This is a genomic window from Serratia sp. PAMC26656 (genome assembly GCF_016469055.2).
GTDB lineage: Bacteria > Pseudomonadota > Gammaproteobacteria > Enterobacterales > Enterobacteriaceae > Serratia > Serratia plymuthica.
Window position 1 is genome coordinate 4,467,948 of sequence record NZ_CP150486.1, and the last position, 16,550, is coordinate 4,484,497.

Sequence of the window (16,550 nt, forward strand, 5' to 3'; positions counted from 1 at the left end):
TTATGCCGGCTTTTTTTATGGGCTGCGTATTATGTCTGAAAATTTTCGCGAACAAAGCAACTCGGTCATTGAGCAACAGGCCGTGCCGAAGCAGCCTGAGTATCCCAACGCCTATGGCGATGAAGAGATTAATTGCGTTGCGCTGAAACTGCGTCTTGAACAGTTTCAGCTGTGGCTGGCGGCAGCGTTCAACGCCGGCTCCAGCGCCGAAAGCCTGGTCGCGGCCCGCAGCGACTTTATCGATCGCCTGCTGCGTCGTCTGTGGATCTTTTACGGTTTCGAGGATATCCCGGAAACCGCCCTGGTGGCGGTAGGCGGCTATGGCCGCGGCGAACTTCACCCGCTGTCGGATATTGACGTGCTGGTGCTCAGCCAGCGCCGCCTGAGCGAACAGCAGTCGCAGCGCGTGGGGGAATTTATCACCCTGCTGTGGGATCTGAAACTGGAAGTGGGCCACAGCGTGCGCACGCTGGAAGAGTGCCTGCTTGAAGGGCTGGCGGACCTGACCGTGGCCACCAACCTGATTGAATCGCGCATGATCTGCGGCGACGTCGCGCTGTTCCTGCAGATGCAAAAACACATCTTCAGCGACGGCTTCTGGCCCTCCCCCCAATTTTTCCACGCCAAGGTGGCTGAGCAGCAGGAACGCCACCAGCGTTACCATGGCACCAGCTACAACCTGGAACCTGACATCAAGAGCAGCCCCGGCGGCCTGAGAGATATTCACACCTTGCTGTGGGTAGCGCGCCGTCACTTCGGCGCCACCTCGCTGGACGAAATGGTCGGTTTCGGCTTTCTCACCCAAGCCGAACGCAACGAGCTCAATGAATGCCAGAGCTTCCTGTGGCGTATCCGCTTCGCACTGCATCTGGTGCTACCGCGTTACGACAACCGGCTCCTGTTCGATCGCCAACTCAATGTGGCGCAATTGCTGCGTTATGAGGGGGAAGGTAACGAACCGGTTGAACACATGATGAAGGATTTCTACCGCATGACGCGCCGCGTCGGCGAACTGAATCATATGCTGCTCCAACTGTTCGACGAAGCGATACTGGCGCTGGACGCCACGGAAAAACCGCGCCCGCTGAACGAGGATTTCCAGCTGCGCGGCGATCTGATAGACCTGCGTGACGAAACGCTGTTCATCCGCCAGCCGGAAGCCATCATGCGGATGTTTTACCTGATGGTACGCAACCGCGAAATCAAAGGCATTTACTCCACCACCGTGCGCCAATTGCGCCACGCACGCCGCCATCTGAAACAACCGCTGTGCAACATTCCGGAAGCACGCGATCTGTTTATGGCTATTTTACGCCACCCTGGCGCAGTGTCGCGCGCGCTGGTGCCGATGCATCGCCACAGCGTGCTGTGGGCCTATATGCCGCAGTGGGGCAAGATCGTCGGGCAGATGCAGTTCGATCTGTTCCACGCCTATACTGTCGACGAACACACCGTTCGGGTTCTGCAGAAGTTGGAAAGTTTCGCCGATGCAGAAACGCGGCCACGCCATCCGCTGTGTGTGGAGCTCTATCCGCGCTTGCCGAACCCAGAACTTCTGCTGCTGGCGGCGCTGTTCCACGATATCGCCAAAGGTCGCGGCGGTGACCACTCAATCCTCGGCGCACAGGATGCGCTGGAGTTCGCCGAACTGCACGGTCTGAATTCTCGCGAGGCCCAACTGGTGGCCTGGCTGGTACGCTGCCATCTGCTGATGTCGGTGACCGCCCAGCGCCGCGATATCCAGGACCCCACGGTTATCCAGCAATTCAGCGCTGAAGTGCAGAGCGAAACGCGCCTGCGCTATCTGGTTTGTCTGACGGTGGCGGATATCTGCGCCACCAACGAAACGCTGTGGAACAGCTGGAAACAGAGCCTGTTGCGTGAGCTGTACTTTGCGACGGAAAAGCAGTTGCGCCGCGGCATGCAAAACAGCCCGGACTTGCGCGAACGCGTACGCCACCACCGCCTGCAGGCGCTGGCGCTGCTGCGCATGGACAATATCGACGAAGAGGCGTTGCACCGCATCTGGAGCCGCTGCCGGGCCGACTACTTCCTGCGCCATTCGCCCAATCAACTGGCCTGGCACGCCCGCCATCTGCTGGCCCATGACTCCACCAAACCACTGGTGCTGGTCAGCCGCCAGGCGACACGCGGCGGCACCGAAATCTTCATCTGGAGCCCGGACCGCCCTTACCTGTTTGCCGCCGTGGCCGGCGAGATGGATCGCCGTAACCTGAGCGTGCACGACGCACAGATTTTCACCAATCGCGACGGCATGGCGATGGATACCTTCATTGTGTTGGAGCCGGACGGCAGCCCGCTGGCTCAGGACCGCCATACGGCGATCCGCCATGCGCTGGTGCAAACCATCACCCTGCGGGAATATCAGCCGCCGCGCGTACGCAGGCCATCCTCCAAGCTGCGCCATTTCAGTGTGCCGACCGAAGTCAACTTCCTGCCGACCCATACCGATCGCCGCAGCTATCTGGAGCTGACCGCCCTTGATCAACCCGGGTTGCTGGCGCGAGTGGGCGAAGTGTTCGCCGATCTCGGCCTGTCGCTGCACGGCGCGCGAATTTCCACCATTGGCGAGCGAGTTGAGGACTTATTTATTCTGGCAGACAGCGATCGGCGCGCACTGAATTCGGAAACGCGCAGAAAGTTGGAACAACGGTTGACAGAGGCCCTCAATCCAAACGATAAAATGTGATACAAGTTACCTTTTCGTAGACAACAACATCAGGACAGAGAACAGCATGCAGCAATTACAAAACGTTATTGAAAGCGCCTTCGAACGCCGCGCGGATATCACTCCGGCGAACGCAGACACCGTAACGCGCGAAGCGGTAAACCAGGTGATCGGCCTGCTGGACAGCGGCGCCCTGCGCGTTGCCGAGAAGATTGACGGTCAGTGGGTTACGCATCAGTGGCTGAAAAAGGCCGTGCTGCTTTCTTTCCGCATCAACGACAACAAAGTGATGGACGGTGCCGAAACCCGTTACTACGACAAAGTGCCGATGAAGTTTGCCGATTACGACGAAGCGCGATTCCAGAAAGAAGGCTTCCGCGTGGTGCCGCCGGCGACCGTTCGCCAGGGCGCATTCATTGCACGCAATACCGTATTGATGCCGTCCTACGTGAATATCGGCGCTTACGTCGACGAAGGCTCCATGGTCGATACCTGGGCTACCGTGGGTTCTTGCGCGCAGATTGGCAAAAACGTTCACCTGTCCGGCGGCGTCGGCATCGGTGGCGTACTGGAACCGCTGCAAGCCAACCCGACCATCATTGAAGACAACTGCTTCATCGGCGCGCGTTCAGAAGTGGTTGAAGGCGTGATCGTCGAAGAAGGTTCAGTGATCTCCATGGGCGTTTACCTCGGCCAGAGCACCCGCATTTATGACCGTGAAACCGGCGAAGTGCATTACGGCCGCGTCCCGGCCGGCTCGGTAGTGGTTTCAGGTAACCTGCCGTCCAAAGACGGTTCTTACAGCCTGTACTGTGCGGTCATCGTCAAGAAAGTCGACGCCAAAACGCGCAGTAAAGTCGGCATTAATGAGTTATTGCGCACCATCGACTAAAATAGACCTGGCGGGTGACTCACCCGCTATTTTTTTGTCTTCAGTACGCGAGCAGTCACAGTCTCTGGCACGGTTTTTCGCCATAATCCCAGACCGTGGAATAAAGTCTATTTATAAGGTGGCGCTATTATGTATGACAACCTGAAAAGCTTGGGAATCAGTCAACCGGAAGATGTCGATCGCTATAGCCTGCGTCAGGAGGCCAATAACGACATTCTTAAGATTTACTTCCGCAAGGATAAAGGCGAATTCTTTGCCAAGAGCGTGAAGTTCAAATACCCGCGCCAACGCAAAACCGTGGTGGCGGATAATGCCGGCCAGGGTTACAAAGAAATTCACGAGATCAACCCGAACCTGCGTTACGTCATTGATGAACTGGATCAGCTGTGTCAGCGCGATCAGGTCGAAGTGGATCTGAAACGCAAAATTCTTGATGACCTGCGTCATCTGGAAGGCGTGGTATCCCACAAGATTGCCGAGATCGAATCCGATCTGGAAAAACTGACCCGCGGAAAATAAAAAACCGCTCGCTGTAGGGCGCGGCATGCTGCGCCCCTATTAGTCGGGGCGAATAGCTTCGCCCCCTACAACAAATCTGTCGGAAGCCGCCTGAAAGATGGCGGGTCGATCTCTTATTTCAGCAGCGAACCCCACTGCTCAACCCACGGGCAGGAAACCACTTCCGGCTCGGGCTGTTCCATCGCATCGATTTCCAACACGTCCCCCACGCGGGTTGCTCCCTGCTCTTGCAATAGCGCATCAAACGCACGCCCGGCGCCGCAGAAATTGTCATAACTGCTGTCACCGAGCGAAATCAGCCCATAGCGCAGTTCCGGCTGGTAGCCGACCTGATCGCGGATGGCGTTGAACAGCGGCGCAATGCTGTCCGGTAAATCGCCCTGACCGGTGGTAGAGGTGATCACCAGCGCATAGTGCTGGCGGTAGAATTGCCAAGCCTCAAGCGTGCCCTCTTCAAACAGTTTGACCTCATGCCCCTGCTCGCTAAGGATATTTTCCGCCTCTTCCGCCACCAGCAGTGAGTTGCCGTAGACCGTTCCCACGAAGATTCCAACCTGAGCCATTGCTCCTACTCCCTCAATTACCTTTAAAAATTACCCGTTATCCTGACCGTTAGCCGCACTAAACTCAACCCCGGCGAGTTCAGGGAAAACCCCTGCCCAGCCAAACTGCGACATGACTCCCTGCCAGGGTTCATCCCAGCGTGCGGAAATAAGTAACGGCTCACCGGTCACAGGGTGGTTCAACTGCAGATGACTGGCGTGCAGCATCAAGCGCGGGCAGCCGAAGTGCTGGGCCATACCGCGGTTCTGACGCAGGTCGCCGTGCTTACTGTCACCAATGATCGGATGACGAAGATGCACCATATGGCGACGCAGCTGATGCTTACGACCATTTTCCGGCTTCAACTCCAGCAGGCTATAGCGCGCGCTGTCATAACGGCCAATGGCGACCGGCATCTCCACCTGCGCCAGTGGCCGATAGTGGGTGACCGCCGGCTGCGGGCCTTTATCGGCAGCGGCATGCTTGTCGGCGATTTTGTCCAGTTCTTCCGTCAGCGGGTAGTCGAGAGTTGCCCCTTCCTGCACGTAGCCACGTACCACCGCATGATAGGTTTTCTGCACTTGGTGTTGCTCGAACTGCTGCGACAGCAGGCGCGCCACTTCGCTGGACAGCGCCATCAGCAGCACGCCGGAGGTCGGGCGGTCGAGGCGATGCACGGTAAACACGTGCTGACCGATCTGGTCACGCACCGTCTGCATCATAAACCGGGTTTCATGGCGATCCAGCCAGCTGCGATGCACCAGCCAGCCCGAAGGCTTGTTCACCGCCACCAAATACTCATCCTGATAAAGAATCTCAATCATTATTGCGGTTCTTTATTCAACATAAGATCCAAACGTTCCAGCAGCACCAGCAGCGGCATACAGTTCGGGTCCTTATCTTTCAACGCCTCTTCAAAATAAGGCGTAATGGCGAAACGCGTCGGCAGTGGCGCATGCGCATCCAGTAGCGCGTACATCCGCGGCAGAAATATCCATTGCAGCCACTCTTCGGCCAGCATGCTGTCTACACAGAAGGGTTCGGTGCTGGCGAAGGCTTCAGGCTCTGGCGGCGTGGCTTGCCACAGCGCCAGCTCTCGCATTGACTGTTCAATCGCCTGCAAACTAAGGCGAACCTGATTTTGTATACTCATCTGCATTCCCGATCCGTTTAAACCATGATATTCAGCGGCGTGGCTGAAAGGCGGCAAAGCATAGCATTTTACCCTTTATAGCCCAAATTCGGCTGAGTTGATGACATCGACCGCATTTGATCTGGTGGCGCACGCCGCCGCACGGCACAATAAGTTCACCGAATAAACCGCAAAGATTAGACACATGCCTGCAATCACACCAATAAAAAATCATGCAACGCCCGGCAAAGCCATGCTGGCTTCAGTCACCGGCTACGCGATGGACGGCTTTGATCTGCTGATCCTCGGCTTTATGCTGCCGGCCATCAGCATCGAGCTGGGGCTAACCTCTTCCGCCGCCGGTTCACTAGTGACCTGGACGCTGATCGGCGCCGTATTGGGCGGCGTGATTTTCGGCCACCTGAGCGATCGCTTTGGCCGCATCCGAGTGCTGACCATCACCATCCTGATGTTCTCTCTGTTTACCGGCCTGTGCGCTCTGGCACAGGGTTACTGGGATTTGCTCGCCTATCGCACGCTGGCGGGGATCGGATTGGGGGGAGAGTTCGGCATCGGCATGGCGCTGATTGCCGAAGCCTGGCCGGCGGAAAAGCGCAACCGCGCCTCCGCCTATGTTGGCATGGGCTGGCAGCTTGGCGTTCTGGCAGCGGCTTTCCTCACCCCACTGTTGTTGACGCATATCGGCTGGCGCGGCATGTTCCTGGTTGGGTTACTGCCGGCAATCGCGTCATTTCTCATCCGCCGCACTCTGGGGGAGCCGGAGGAATTCGTACGCCAGCAAAATAGTGGCCAGCAGCTCTCCTTTACCCAGCGCGTAAAGCTGCTGTTTAAAGACCGCACCACCAGCAAAGCCAGTATCGGCATTTTTATTCTGTGCTCAGTGCAGAACTTCGGGTATTACGGGCTGATGATTTGGATGCCAACCTACCTGGCAAAAAATTTCGGTTTTTCGCTGACCAAATCTGGCCTGTGGACCGCGGTAACGGTGCTCGGAATGACGCTGGGCATCTGGCTGTTTGGCGTATTGGCCGATCGCTTCGCCCGCTGGAAGATATTTATTGTCTATCAGATTGGCGCCGTGGTGATGGTCGTGGTCTATGCGCAACTTGGCGATCCCATGCTGATGCTGTTCGCCGGCGCGCTAATGGGGTTATTCGTCAATGGCATGATTGGCGGCTACGGCGCGTTGATCTCCGATACCTATCCGGTCCAGGTGCGCGCTACCGCACAAAATATTCTGTTTAATCTCGGGCGCGGCGTAGGCGGGTTGGGGCCATTGGTAATTGGGGCATTGGTGACGCAGGTGTCCTTCACGGCGGCAATCAGCCTGCTGGCGGCGATATATCTGTTGGATATTTACGCCACGCTGTTCCTGTTGCCGAAAACACAGAGCAATGGCGATACGCTGGGCGCTATTGGTTAACAAGACGAAGAGTTTGAGAAGGGGTAGCGCTCTTTGATACTTAAGATATAAAACCGCCATAAAAAGTTGGGGGCACTGCGTTAACAGTGCCCCCGGTTCGTTTTATAGCTGTCCCGCTACACAGTGTGCTCCCTGCTCAATCCTTGAAAACTTTTCCTGCGGCCATCCTGACCCAACTATCCTTGCTCTATCCTGCAGCATCGTCCTGACGCGGTTCCTTAGTCTTCATGACCCGCCAACCCTCCTTTGCCGGCTCTCAATCTCCATCCTGGAGGTGTCCCTGGTTTCAATCCTGAAACATCCTTGGCATCTCCTGACGCCGTCCTTCGCTCTTCACTGAGCGCGTCCGTTTCCTCTTCCTGAAGCTGCATCATCCTGATGCTTTCCTGCTCCACCGTATCCGTTCCGGTAACCATAAGATCGCTTAATTATCTCGGCTTCACAAGGGATTAGCATAAGGATCAGGCTAAATTAGCACTAAGAGTTATCCTAAAGAAAATCTAACCAATTGATCTGGATAACAATAAAGACAATCCAGATCGCTGCCCACAAAAAAATAAAAGCGATCTCTCACAGTCCGTGTGCGAGATCTCTCACACGAGTGAGGCTGGATACGGCGTTAAACACTCAACTGCGGGCGCAATGCATCGAGGAAATTCCCCAGCGAAGCCGCCAGCAAGGTGCGTTTATCGCTGCCGAATTGTTCCAGCACGACATTGCCGCTGACGTTACACAGCGAGACCATCGTCATCTCAGATTCAGTGGTTGCCAGGAATAACGTCGGCGACAGCTTCAGCCGCTTTTGCGTCACCAGATGGCCGATCAAATTCTCCTGCAGGCGAATAAAATCGTCTTCGCTCCACACCTGCAGCAAGGTCACAAGGTGCTCACCGAACTGCGCTCTCATATCCCCCGCATACTGCTGGGTATAAAACAGGTTAATGTCCGGTTGCAGCCGTATCTCCAGCGCGACCTCCACCTTTTCCAACGTCATCGCCGGGGGGAAGGGTTGCGGCAACCACAGCACTTCATCGTCGCGCGTTTCTACAATGCAAGGCGATGGCACGCCGTACAAATCCTGGCTCGCCGGCGCATGACCGCGCTCCTGCTGCCAAAGATCGACATAGCGCTGGGTGAATTCACGCAGGGCGTTCGGTACATCATGGTCCATATTTTTTCTCGCATACGGTAAACTGGAGGCTATTGTACCTATCTATCACCGAGGTGACAGCAGATGTCCTCCTATCAAGACCATCACGCCCTGTCGGCACTGACTCTGGGCAAACCTACCGCGTACCGCGATCGCTACGACGCTCAGCTGCTGCAGGCGGTGCCGCGCAGCATGAACCGTGAACCGCTGGGTTTGTATCCGGACAGTCTGCCGTTCCACGGCGCCGATATCTGGACACTGTATGAGCTCTCCTGGCTGAACGGCAACGGCTTGCCGCAGGTCGCGGTGGGCGAGATTAGCCTGAACGCCAACAGCATCAACCTGATCGAATCCAAAAGCTTCAAGCTTTACCTCAACAGCTTTAACCAGACCCCATTTACCGACTGGGAGACGGTGCACAGCACGCTGCAACGCGATCTGTCCGCCTGCGCGCAGGGTGATGTCAGCGTCGCCTTGTTCAGCATCGATCAGGTGGAAGGCAGCCCGATCGCCCGGTTGGACGGAGAATGCATCGATCATCAGGACATCCGTATTGATAACTACGAGTTCAACGCCGATTACCTGCTGAACGCCACCGGCACCCGTCAGGTTGAAGAGCAGTTGGTCAGCCACCTGCTGAAGTCCAACTGCCTGATCACCAACCAACCCGACTGGGGGTCGGTGCAAATCCAGTATCGTGGTGCGCAAATCGATCGTGAAGCGCTGTTGCGCTATCTGGTGTCCTTCCGTCACCACAACGAATTCCATGAACAGTGCGTTGAGCGCATCTTCAACGATCTGATGCGCTATTGCCGGCCAGAGAGCCTGTCGGTGTACGCACGCTACACCCGTCGCGGCGGTCTGGACATCAACCCCTGGCGCAGTAACCTTGACTTTGTTCCATCGCATGGCCGTCTGGCACGCCAATAGTGCGAAGCATTGCTCAACAACTAAGCTAACGAGCGGTTTGTATTGGTAAAAATCAAGGGACGGCGGTAAGGTTAAGAAAGGCTGCGGCCAGTCATTGACCGCAGTGCGCTAACAATAACGAGTGCTGTTCTGCTGCGTATGGATTACTACTGCCCCGCCTCGGGTGCAAAGGAGTTACCTTGATTACACACATCAGCCCGCTTGGCTCTATGGATTTGCTGTCGCAGCTGGAAGTAGACATGCTGAAGCGCACCGCCAGCAGCGATTTGTACCGTTTGTTCCGCAACTGTTCGCTGGCCGTGTTGAATTCCGGCAGTCAAACCGACAACAGCAAACAGCTGCTTTCACGCTATGAAACCTTTGATATCAACGTTCTGCGCCGTGAGCGCGGGGTCAAACTCGAGCTGGTGAACCCACCGGAAGATGCCTTTGTCGACGGCAGAATTATCCGCTCTCTGCAGGCTAACCTGTTCGCCGTGCTGCGCGATATCCTGTTCGTTCACGGCCAAATCGACAGCGCCGGCCGTTTCCAGCATCTGAACCTGGAAAATTCGGCCCACATCACCAACCTGGTATTCTCCATCCTGCGTAACGCCCGAGCGTTGCACCTCGATGAAGATCCTAATCTGGTGGTGTGTTGGGGCGGCCACTCCATCAATGAGAATGAATACCTGTACGCCCGCAAGGTCGGCAGCCAGCTTGGCCTGCGCGAGCTGAATATCTGCACCGGCTGTGGGCCGGGAGCAATGGAAGCGCCGATGAAAGGCGCCGCCGTGGGCCATGCGCAACAGCGCTACCGCAACAGCCGTTTTATCGGCATGACCGAACCTTCTATCATCGCTGCCGAGCCGCCTAACCCGCTGGTCAATGAGCTGGTGATCATGCCGGACATCGAAAAACGTCTGGAAGCCTTCGTGCGCATCGCACACGGCATCATCATCTTCCCGGGCGGCGTCGGCACGGCGGAAGAACTGCTGTATCTGCTGGGCATTTTGATGAATCCGGAAAACAGCGAACAGGTATTGCCGCTGATCCTCACCGGGCCGAAAGAGAGCGCCGATTACTTCCGCGTACTGGACGAGTTCATCATGAACACCCTGGGTGACGAAGCGCGCCGTCATTACACCATCATCATCGACGATCCGGCCGAAGTGGCGCGGCAGATGAAAAAAGCCATGCCGCTGGTGAAAGAGAACCGTCGCAACACTGGCGATGCCTACAGTTTTAACTGGTCGATCCGCATAGCACCCGATCTGCAACTGCCGTTTGAGCCAAGCCACGAAAACATGGCGAATCTCAATCTGTATCCGGACCAACCGGCCGAACAGTTGGCCGCTGCGCTGCGCCGCGCGTTTTCCGGCATCGTGGCCGGCAACGTGAAGGAAAATGGCATTCATGCCATTGAACAATTTGGCCCGTACAAACTGCACGGCGAGCCGCAGATGATGAAACAAATGGACAGTCTGTTGCAGGGCTTTGTCGCCCAGCACCGCATGAAGCTACCGGGCAGCGCTTATGTGCCCTGCTATGAAATCGTAGCCTGATACCTCAGGGCGGCGTAAAGCCGCCCTTCTTTTATCTGACTTTACTCCGCCTTTACTCTATGGATTTCAAGTTGCAGCCAGGCGGCAAACGTACTCAGGTATTGTGGCGGCACCTTATGCTGTGCCCGCACTCCTCGGGGCAATATATTCGCCCACTACAGAAACTGGGTGGGTACGTGAAGTCAGCAACGCTGCGGCTTGAAAGACGACGAATAAATGCCTATACACCTACTGATTGTTGACGCCCTGAACTTAATTCGCCGCATCCACGCCGTGCAGGGTTCTCCCTGCGTGAATGCCTGCCAGCATGCGTTGCAACAGTTGATCCAGCACAGCCGGCCAACCCACGCGGTGGCGGTATTCGATGAAGATGACCGCAGTGAAAGCTGGCGTCACCAAATTCTGCCCGACTACAAAGCCGGACGTTCGCCGATGCCGGAAAATTTACAGCAGGAAATGCCACAGCTACGGCAGGCATTCGAAGCGCTCGGCGTCGCCTGCTGGCATTCGCCGGGCAATGAGGCGGACGATTTGGCGGCAACGCTGACGGCAAAGGTCGCCGGCGGCGGCCATCAGGTGACGATAGTGTCCACCGACAAAGGTTATTGCCAACTGTTGGCGCCCAACGTGCAGATCCGCGATTACTTCCAGAAACGCTGGCTGGACATGCCCTTTGTGCAACAGGAATTCGGGGTTGCGCCACAGCAATTGGCGGATTACTGGGGGCTGGCGGGAATTAGCAGCAGCAAAATTCCTGGCGTGGCCGGCATCGGGCCGAAAACGGCGGTATTGTTATTACAACAGGCGGGTACGTTGGATGGGCTGTATCAGGACCTGGAACAGGTGGCGGAAAAATGGCGCGGCAAGTTGCAACAACACCGCGACATGGCTTACGTCAGCAAAAAAGTCGCCACGCTGCGCACCGATTTGACGCTAACCGGCAACCTGCAGCAATTGCGGTTACCGGTTAGCTAAAGGCGCTGCAAGCAGCGCCCCAGACAACTGACAAAGCCCGTTATTAGGGAGAGCGTGCCTAAGGGGTCGTAGCGGCTTGACCGCCGACCAATTTGCCGGGAGCAAATTGGAACGACTTCATGTCGGCCCGCAGGGTGGGACACACGGATGTGTCCCATAATGGCCCCTCGGTGCGCTAGGCCCGGGTATCTCGGGTTCAAAGACAACTTTGTCATCAAAATCAGGGCGCATCCTACGCCCGATCAATTATTCACGCTCGTCGCGACGTCCCGGCACCGCCGACCACATACGGCGCACATGCACCGTGACTTCTTCACGATCGTGATACAACTGTTTGGCGTGAATTTCTGAACTGATGCCAACCGCGTCCAACGCTTCCTTGATGGTCTGCAGATTCTGCGAAACCTCTTCGTAACGTTTTTTCATCGGCAGCTTCAGGTTGAAAATCGCCTCACGGCACCAACCTTTGACCAACCACTGGATCATCAAGCTGGTCACCTTGGCCGGTTTCTCCACCATGTCGCACACCAGCCAGTAAATCTTGCTGCTGCTTGGCTCGTATTTGAAACCGTCGGCGCGGTGATGCGTAACCTGCCCGGTATCCATCAGGCTCTGCGCCATCAGGCCGTTATCCACCGCATGCACCATCATGCTGCGTTGCACCAGTTGATAGGTCCAGCCGCCCGGGCAAGCGCCCAGATCGACCGCGTGCATGCCACTGCTCAAACGTTCGTCCCACTCATCGGCGGGAATGAACACGTGGAACGCCTCTTCCAGTTTCAGCGTAGAACGGCTCGGCGCGTCGGAAGGGAACTTGAGGCGTGGAATCCCCATATAGAACGGCGAATTGTTGTTACTGAAGGAGTAGCCGACATAACAGCAACCCGGTGCGATAAAGAACACGTGAACCACCGGACGGGTCGCGTTCTCACGCGCCATCAGCACCTTTTGCTCACGCATTGCGGCACGCAGCGGCACGGTCAGTTTACGGCAGAACTTCATCAGCTCTTTGCTTTCGTTGGTATCCGGCACTTCCACTCGCAGCTCACCGCCGCGATCGACCACGCCAATCAACATGCCAACAATCGGTGACACGCGATCTTCCGGCGGAAGGTCGCGCAACAGCTCGCCAACCACCAGCATCTGACGGGCAAAAATCAGTTCACGGAACGGGATTTCCCGCGCCAGGCGGTCGGCGTCATCCGGCTGATAGCACTCGAACAGCACGTAGCCGCTGTTATCTTTTACCCGAGCAAAACCAAAAACTTCCAGCTCGGCAGCCTTGGCGGTAATTTCCGCCGCACACTCTTTTTCAAAACCAGGACGGCAATACAACGCAAGCTTATTCATGGCGCTCGGCCTTTTTCCTCAGACGCAAAGCGCCAATCAACATCAATGCCCAACCGATCAGGAAGCACACGCCGCCAACCGGCGTGATATAGACCCAGACCTTCAGGTGTGACAGCGCCAGACAGTACAGACTGCCGCTGAACAGTACGGTGCCGAGCGCCAACAGCGCCCCGCTCCAATAAAACCACAGGCTGACGCGGCGCTGCATCGCCACCGCCAGCACCAGGACCGCCAGGGTATGGAACCCTTGGTAATCCAACCCGGTACGGATCCAGGCCATCTCGTTTGCACCCAGCGTGCCGTTTAATACGTGCGCGCCAAACGCGCCCAGGGCAACAAATACAAAGCCGCTGATAGCAGCAAAAATCAGCATTGAACGACTGCTCATCGTTATTTACCTTATTGAAGAAAACCGGCTGCAGTAGAGCGGCGGCCGGCCTTATTGTTCATAGCGAAAGCGGAACTTCTCCTGCTCGCTGGCTGCCCGTGCCAGGATCCACTGACGAAAGGCGGCTATTTTACCCAGTTCTGCCTGGCTGTCATGGCATACCAGATAAAAAGCGTTTTTACTGACCAGCACATCGTTAAACGGGCAAACCAGCCGCCCGGCTTCGATTTCAGTCTGCGCCATCACGTTATTCACCAGCGCTACTCCCTGACCATGAACCGCGGCCTGAACCACCATTGCGCTGTGGCTGAAAATCGGCCCCTGTTGCACATTAATGTGCTGCAATCCCAACTGTCGGGTATAAGCCAGCCAATCGCGGCGTGAAGTATCATGCAGTAACGTGTGATAAGCCAGATCGTCCGTCACTTTTAACGCATGTTCCCCGGTCAGCAGGCTGGGTGAACACACAGGCAACAGATATTCCGCGTATAAACGTTCGGCGCGCACCCCTGGCCAATTGCCGCGACCATAAAAAATCGCTACATCGACATCGTCCGCCAGCTTCTCTTCCTCACGGTCCACCGCCTGGATACGCACGTCGATCCCCGGATAAGCTGAGTTAAAGCCAGAGAGCCTCGGCACCAACCACTGAATGGCGAAACTCGGCGGCAAACTGACGGTTAATGCCCCCTTGGCACTGCGCGCCTGCAACTTGCGGGTAGCTTCGTTGATTGAAGAGAAGATTTCCTTGATATCCAGGTAATAACTTTGCCCTTCTTCCGTCAGCAGCAGAGAGCGGTTGCGCCGCCGAAACAGCTTCAGGCCGAGGAAGTCCTCCAGCGACTTGATCTGATGGCTCACGGCGGCCTGGGTAACGAACAGCTCTTCTGCCGCTTTGGTGAAACTCAGGTGGCGAGCCGCCGCGTCGAAGACCCGCAGCGCATTGAGAGGTGGTAAGCGTTTAGACATTTATTAGCTACTTTTGTGTAACAATATTCCGAATGATTCGGCATAAAAAATCAGGCGACGCTGTGTACCAAGTTACAGGTCCACGACAGCAAACCGCTATCATTAGTTTTTTTAATCCGAGCCATTATAAATTGTCCGTTGAGCATGCGCCAGCAAATACCTATAGTGGCGGCACTTCCCGGGCCGGAACGAAAAGGGAGTGGGTGTCGAGGACGCCGATGAACTTTTGGCTTGTGGTTGTGATGTTGTGTTTGCAAATTGTCTGGCAATCCAGACATGGTAGCTAAGCTACTGTTTTTTCACTTCCTGTACATTTACCCTGTCTGTCCATAGTGATTTTATGCAGCACCGCAATATTTGCGGTGCTTTTTTTTGCCCGTTTTTTGACGACGTTACTGGTTGCTTTCAACCATCTCTTTCACGTCTGAACGGTTGATCTGCTGTTCAACGCCGTTGGCGTCTTTATAGCTGATCATGCCTGTGTCGTTATCCACCTTGGGTTTTCCGTCAGCGACAATGGTGCGTCCATCATTGGTATGCATTACGTAATTGCTGGAACATGCGGCCAGGGTAAACGTTAGCATCAGAGCAGAAATAACTGCGGCTGTTTTCTTCATTGCGGACTCCTTGTAGATAAAAATGCTGTAAAAAACCTTTTATGTTATTTAACGCCATTACTTGGTAGGCACTTAATAGCATAACAAACTTATCAGAGATTTCCAGGCGATAAGTCCTAATGGACGGGAGAACTTGTCTCCGACGAAAAAATAGGACAGGATCACCCATTGACTCAGCCAGTGACAATCAGGGTATGACACCTTTTAATCCCACCGATTTTCGTAATCAGTTTCCGGCCCTGCTGCAGGCGGGAAGTTATCTCGACAGCGCCGCCACCGCGTTGAAGCCGCTGGCAGTTATCGCGGCGACGCAGCAGTTTTACCGTGACGACGCCGCCACGGTGCATCGCAGCCAACACCGCGCGGCGCAGGATTTGACCGCCCGCTTCGAACAGGCGCGCCAGCAGGTCGCTACGCTGATCAACGCCCCCACGGCCGATGACATTATTTGGGTACGCGGCACCACCGAGGCAATCAATCTGGTGGCGCAAAGCTATGCCCGTCCCCGGTTGCAACCGGGTGACGAAATTCTGGTGAGCGAAGCCGAACACCACGCCAACCTGATCCCCTGGTTGATGGTGGCGGAACAAACTGGCACGCGGGTGGTAAAATTGCCGCTTGGTGCCGATCGTCTGCCAGACCTGACACGGCTCCCCAGGCTGCTCAACGATAAAACCCGGCTGTTGGCGCTGGGGCAAATGTCCAACGTCACCGGCGGTTGCCCGGATCTGGCAAAAGCCATCGCTCTGGCCCACGGCGTCGGCGCGCGCGTGATGATCGACGGAGCACAGGGCATAGTGCACTGCCCGGCCGACGTTCAGCAGCTTGATATTGATTTTTACGCTTTCTCCGGCCACAAACTGTATGGCCCGACCGGCATCGGTGCGCTGTACGGAAAAAGCGAATTACTGGCACTGATGGCGCCGTGGCAAGGTGGCGGTAAAATGCTGACCCAGGCGTCATTCGAGGGCTTCACGCCGCAGAAACCACCGCACTGCTTTGAGGCCGGCACACCCAATATCGCCGGCGTACTGGGGCTGGCTGCCGCGTTGGAATGGCTTGGCACTCAGGATAGGGCGGGCGCCGAGCGCTACAGCCGTGGCCTGGCCGATCTGGCCGAGCAACGGCTGGCACAGTTACCGGGTTTTCGCAGCTTCCGCTGTTCAGGTTCCAGCCTGCTGGCATTTGATATTGCCGGCATTCATCACAGTGATATCGTCACCCTGCTGGCAGAACAAGGCATCGCGCTGCGAGCCGGCCAGCACTGTGCCCAACCGCTGATGGCGGCGTTGGGCGTCAGCGGTACACTGCGTGCGTCATTCGCGCCTTACAACACCACGGAAGACGTTGAAAACCTGGTGACAGCGCTGATCAACGCCATAGATCTGCTGGCCGACTAAATTAACTT

The 16,550-nt window shown here is 56.2% G+C and carries 16 protein-coding genes; 8 read left to right on the forward strand and 8 right to left on the reverse strand.

The window, feature by feature from the left end; translation table 11 throughout:
* Positions 1-31 precede the first annotated feature (31 nt).
* The 3 genes from glnD to JEM67_RS22115 all read left to right on the forward strand — a co-directional run bounded on the left by glnD (position 32) and on the right by JEM67_RS22115 (position 4,100).
* Positions 32-2,710, forward strand: a complete 2,679-nt coding sequence (glnD, locus tag JEM67_RS22105; RefSeq protein WP_199637679.1) for a bifunctional uridylyltransferase/uridylyl-removing protein GlnD — start codon at positions 32-34, stop codon at positions 2,708-2,710.
* A gap of 46 nt (positions 2,711-2,756) precedes the next feature.
* Complete coding sequence (gene dapD / locus JEM67_RS22110) at positions 2,757-3,581, forward strand: 2,3,4,5-tetrahydropyridine-2,6-dicarboxylate N-succinyltransferase (protein ID WP_006327543.1); 825 nt, start codon at positions 2,757-2,759, stop codon at positions 3,579-3,581.
* 129 nt (positions 3,582-3,710) lie between these two features.
* The gene (locus JEM67_RS22115; RefSeq protein WP_004952233.1) at positions 3,711-4,100 is read left to right on the forward strand and encodes a DUF3461 family protein; all 390 of its coding nucleotides are present in this window, start codon (positions 3,711-3,713) and stop codon (positions 4,098-4,100) included.
* A gap of 113 nt (positions 4,101-4,213) precedes the next feature.
* Here JEM67_RS22115 and JEM67_RS22120 read toward each other — a convergent pair whose 3' ends face one another.
* The 3 genes from JEM67_RS22120 to JEM67_RS22130 are packed head-to-tail and all read right to left on the reverse strand — an operon-like array spanning position 4,214 to position 5,796.
* Entirely contained in the window at positions 4,214-4,663 is a 450-nt protein-coding gene (locus JEM67_RS22120) for a flavodoxin (protein WP_199637681.1), read from the reverse strand.
* A 30-nt stretch (positions 4,664-4,693) separates the two neighbouring features.
* Positions 4,694-5,467 carry a tRNA pseudouridine(65) synthase TruC gene (gene truC, locus JEM67_RS22125; RefSeq protein ID WP_199637683.1) on the reverse strand — a complete coding sequence of 258 codons (774 nt, stop codon included), beginning with the start codon at positions 5,465-5,467 and terminating at the stop codon, positions 4,694-4,696.
* Positions 5,467-5,796 (reverse strand): YqcC family protein, encoded by a 330-nt coding sequence (locus tag JEM67_RS22130; RefSeq protein WP_004952236.1) that lies wholly within the window; start codon positions 5,794-5,796, stop codon positions 5,467-5,469. Before JEM67_RS22130 ends, truC begins: the two co-directional genes overlap by 1 nt.
* Before the next feature lie 184 nt (positions 5,797-5,980).
* Here JEM67_RS22130 and JEM67_RS22135 point away from each other — a divergent pair, with 184 nt between their 5' ends.
* Positions 5,981-7,219: an MFS transporter gene (locus JEM67_RS22135; protein ID WP_004952237.1), complete on the forward strand. Its 1,239-nt coding sequence runs from the start codon at positions 5,981-5,983 to the stop codon at positions 7,217-7,219.
* Between the two features lie 619 nt (positions 7,220-7,838).
* Here the strand turns inward: JEM67_RS22135 and syd are convergent.
* On the reverse strand, positions 7,839-8,390 hold the full coding sequence (gene syd, locus JEM67_RS22140; protein WP_199637685.1) for a SecY-interacting protein: 552 nt from the start codon (positions 8,388-8,390) through the stop codon (positions 7,839-7,841).
* Positions 8,391-8,453: 63 nt separating this feature from the next.
* On the opposite strand from syd, the gene queF reads away from it, so the two are divergent.
* The 3 genes from queF (at position 8,454) to xni (ending at position 11,818) form a co-directional block, all read left to right on the forward strand.
* Positions 8,454-9,299, forward strand: coding sequence for an NADPH-dependent 7-cyano-7-deazaguanine reductase QueF (gene queF / locus JEM67_RS22145; RefSeq protein WP_199637687.1), 846 nt, complete (start codon positions 8,454-8,456; stop codon positions 9,297-9,299).
* Between the two features lie 179 nt (positions 9,300-9,478).
* Complete coding sequence (gene ppnN / locus JEM67_RS22150) at positions 9,479-10,843, forward strand: nucleotide 5'-monophosphate nucleosidase PpnN (RefSeq protein WP_004952240.1); 1,365 nt, start codon at positions 9,479-9,481, stop codon at positions 10,841-10,843.
* 216 nt (positions 10,844-11,059) lie between these two features.
* A complete protein-coding gene (xni, locus tag JEM67_RS22155) occupies positions 11,060-11,818 on the forward strand; it encodes a flap endonuclease Xni (protein WP_004952241.1) in 759 nt (252 codons plus the stop codon).
* Between the two features lie 246 nt (positions 11,819-12,064).
* Here the strand turns inward: xni and rlmM are convergent, their stop codons facing one another.
* The 4 genes from rlmM to JEM67_RS22175 form a co-directional block, all read right to left on the reverse strand.
* On the reverse strand, positions 12,065-13,168 hold the full coding sequence (rlmM, locus tag JEM67_RS22160; RefSeq protein ID WP_013814279.1) for a 23S rRNA (cytidine(2498)-2'-O)-methyltransferase RlmM: 1,104 nt from the start codon (positions 13,166-13,168) through the stop codon (positions 12,065-12,067).
* On the reverse strand, positions 13,161-13,556 hold the full coding sequence (locus JEM67_RS22165) for a DUF423 domain-containing protein (RefSeq protein WP_126484852.1): 396 nt from the start codon (positions 13,554-13,556) through the stop codon (positions 13,161-13,163). The genes rlmM and JEM67_RS22165 overlap by 8 nt, the downstream gene beginning before the upstream one ends.
* Positions 13,557-13,607: 51 nt before the next feature.
* Positions 13,608-14,525: a transcriptional regulator GcvA gene (locus JEM67_RS22170; protein ID WP_004952248.1), complete on the reverse strand. Its 918-nt coding sequence runs from the start codon at positions 14,523-14,525 to the stop codon at positions 13,608-13,610.
* A 392-nt stretch (positions 14,526-14,917) separates the two neighbouring features.
* On the reverse strand, positions 14,918-15,142 hold the full coding sequence (locus JEM67_RS22175) for a YgdI/YgdR family lipoprotein (protein ID WP_004952250.1): 225 nt from the start codon (positions 15,140-15,142) through the stop codon (positions 14,918-14,920).
* A gap of 194 nt (positions 15,143-15,336) precedes the next feature.
* Between JEM67_RS22175 and csdA the strand changes: the two genes are divergently transcribed.
* Positions 15,337-16,542: a cysteine desulfurase CsdA gene (gene csdA / locus JEM67_RS22180; protein WP_199637689.1), complete on the forward strand. Its 1,206-nt coding sequence runs from the start codon at positions 15,337-15,339 to the stop codon at positions 16,540-16,542.
* The last annotated feature ends 8 nt before the right edge of the window (positions 16,543-16,550 follow it).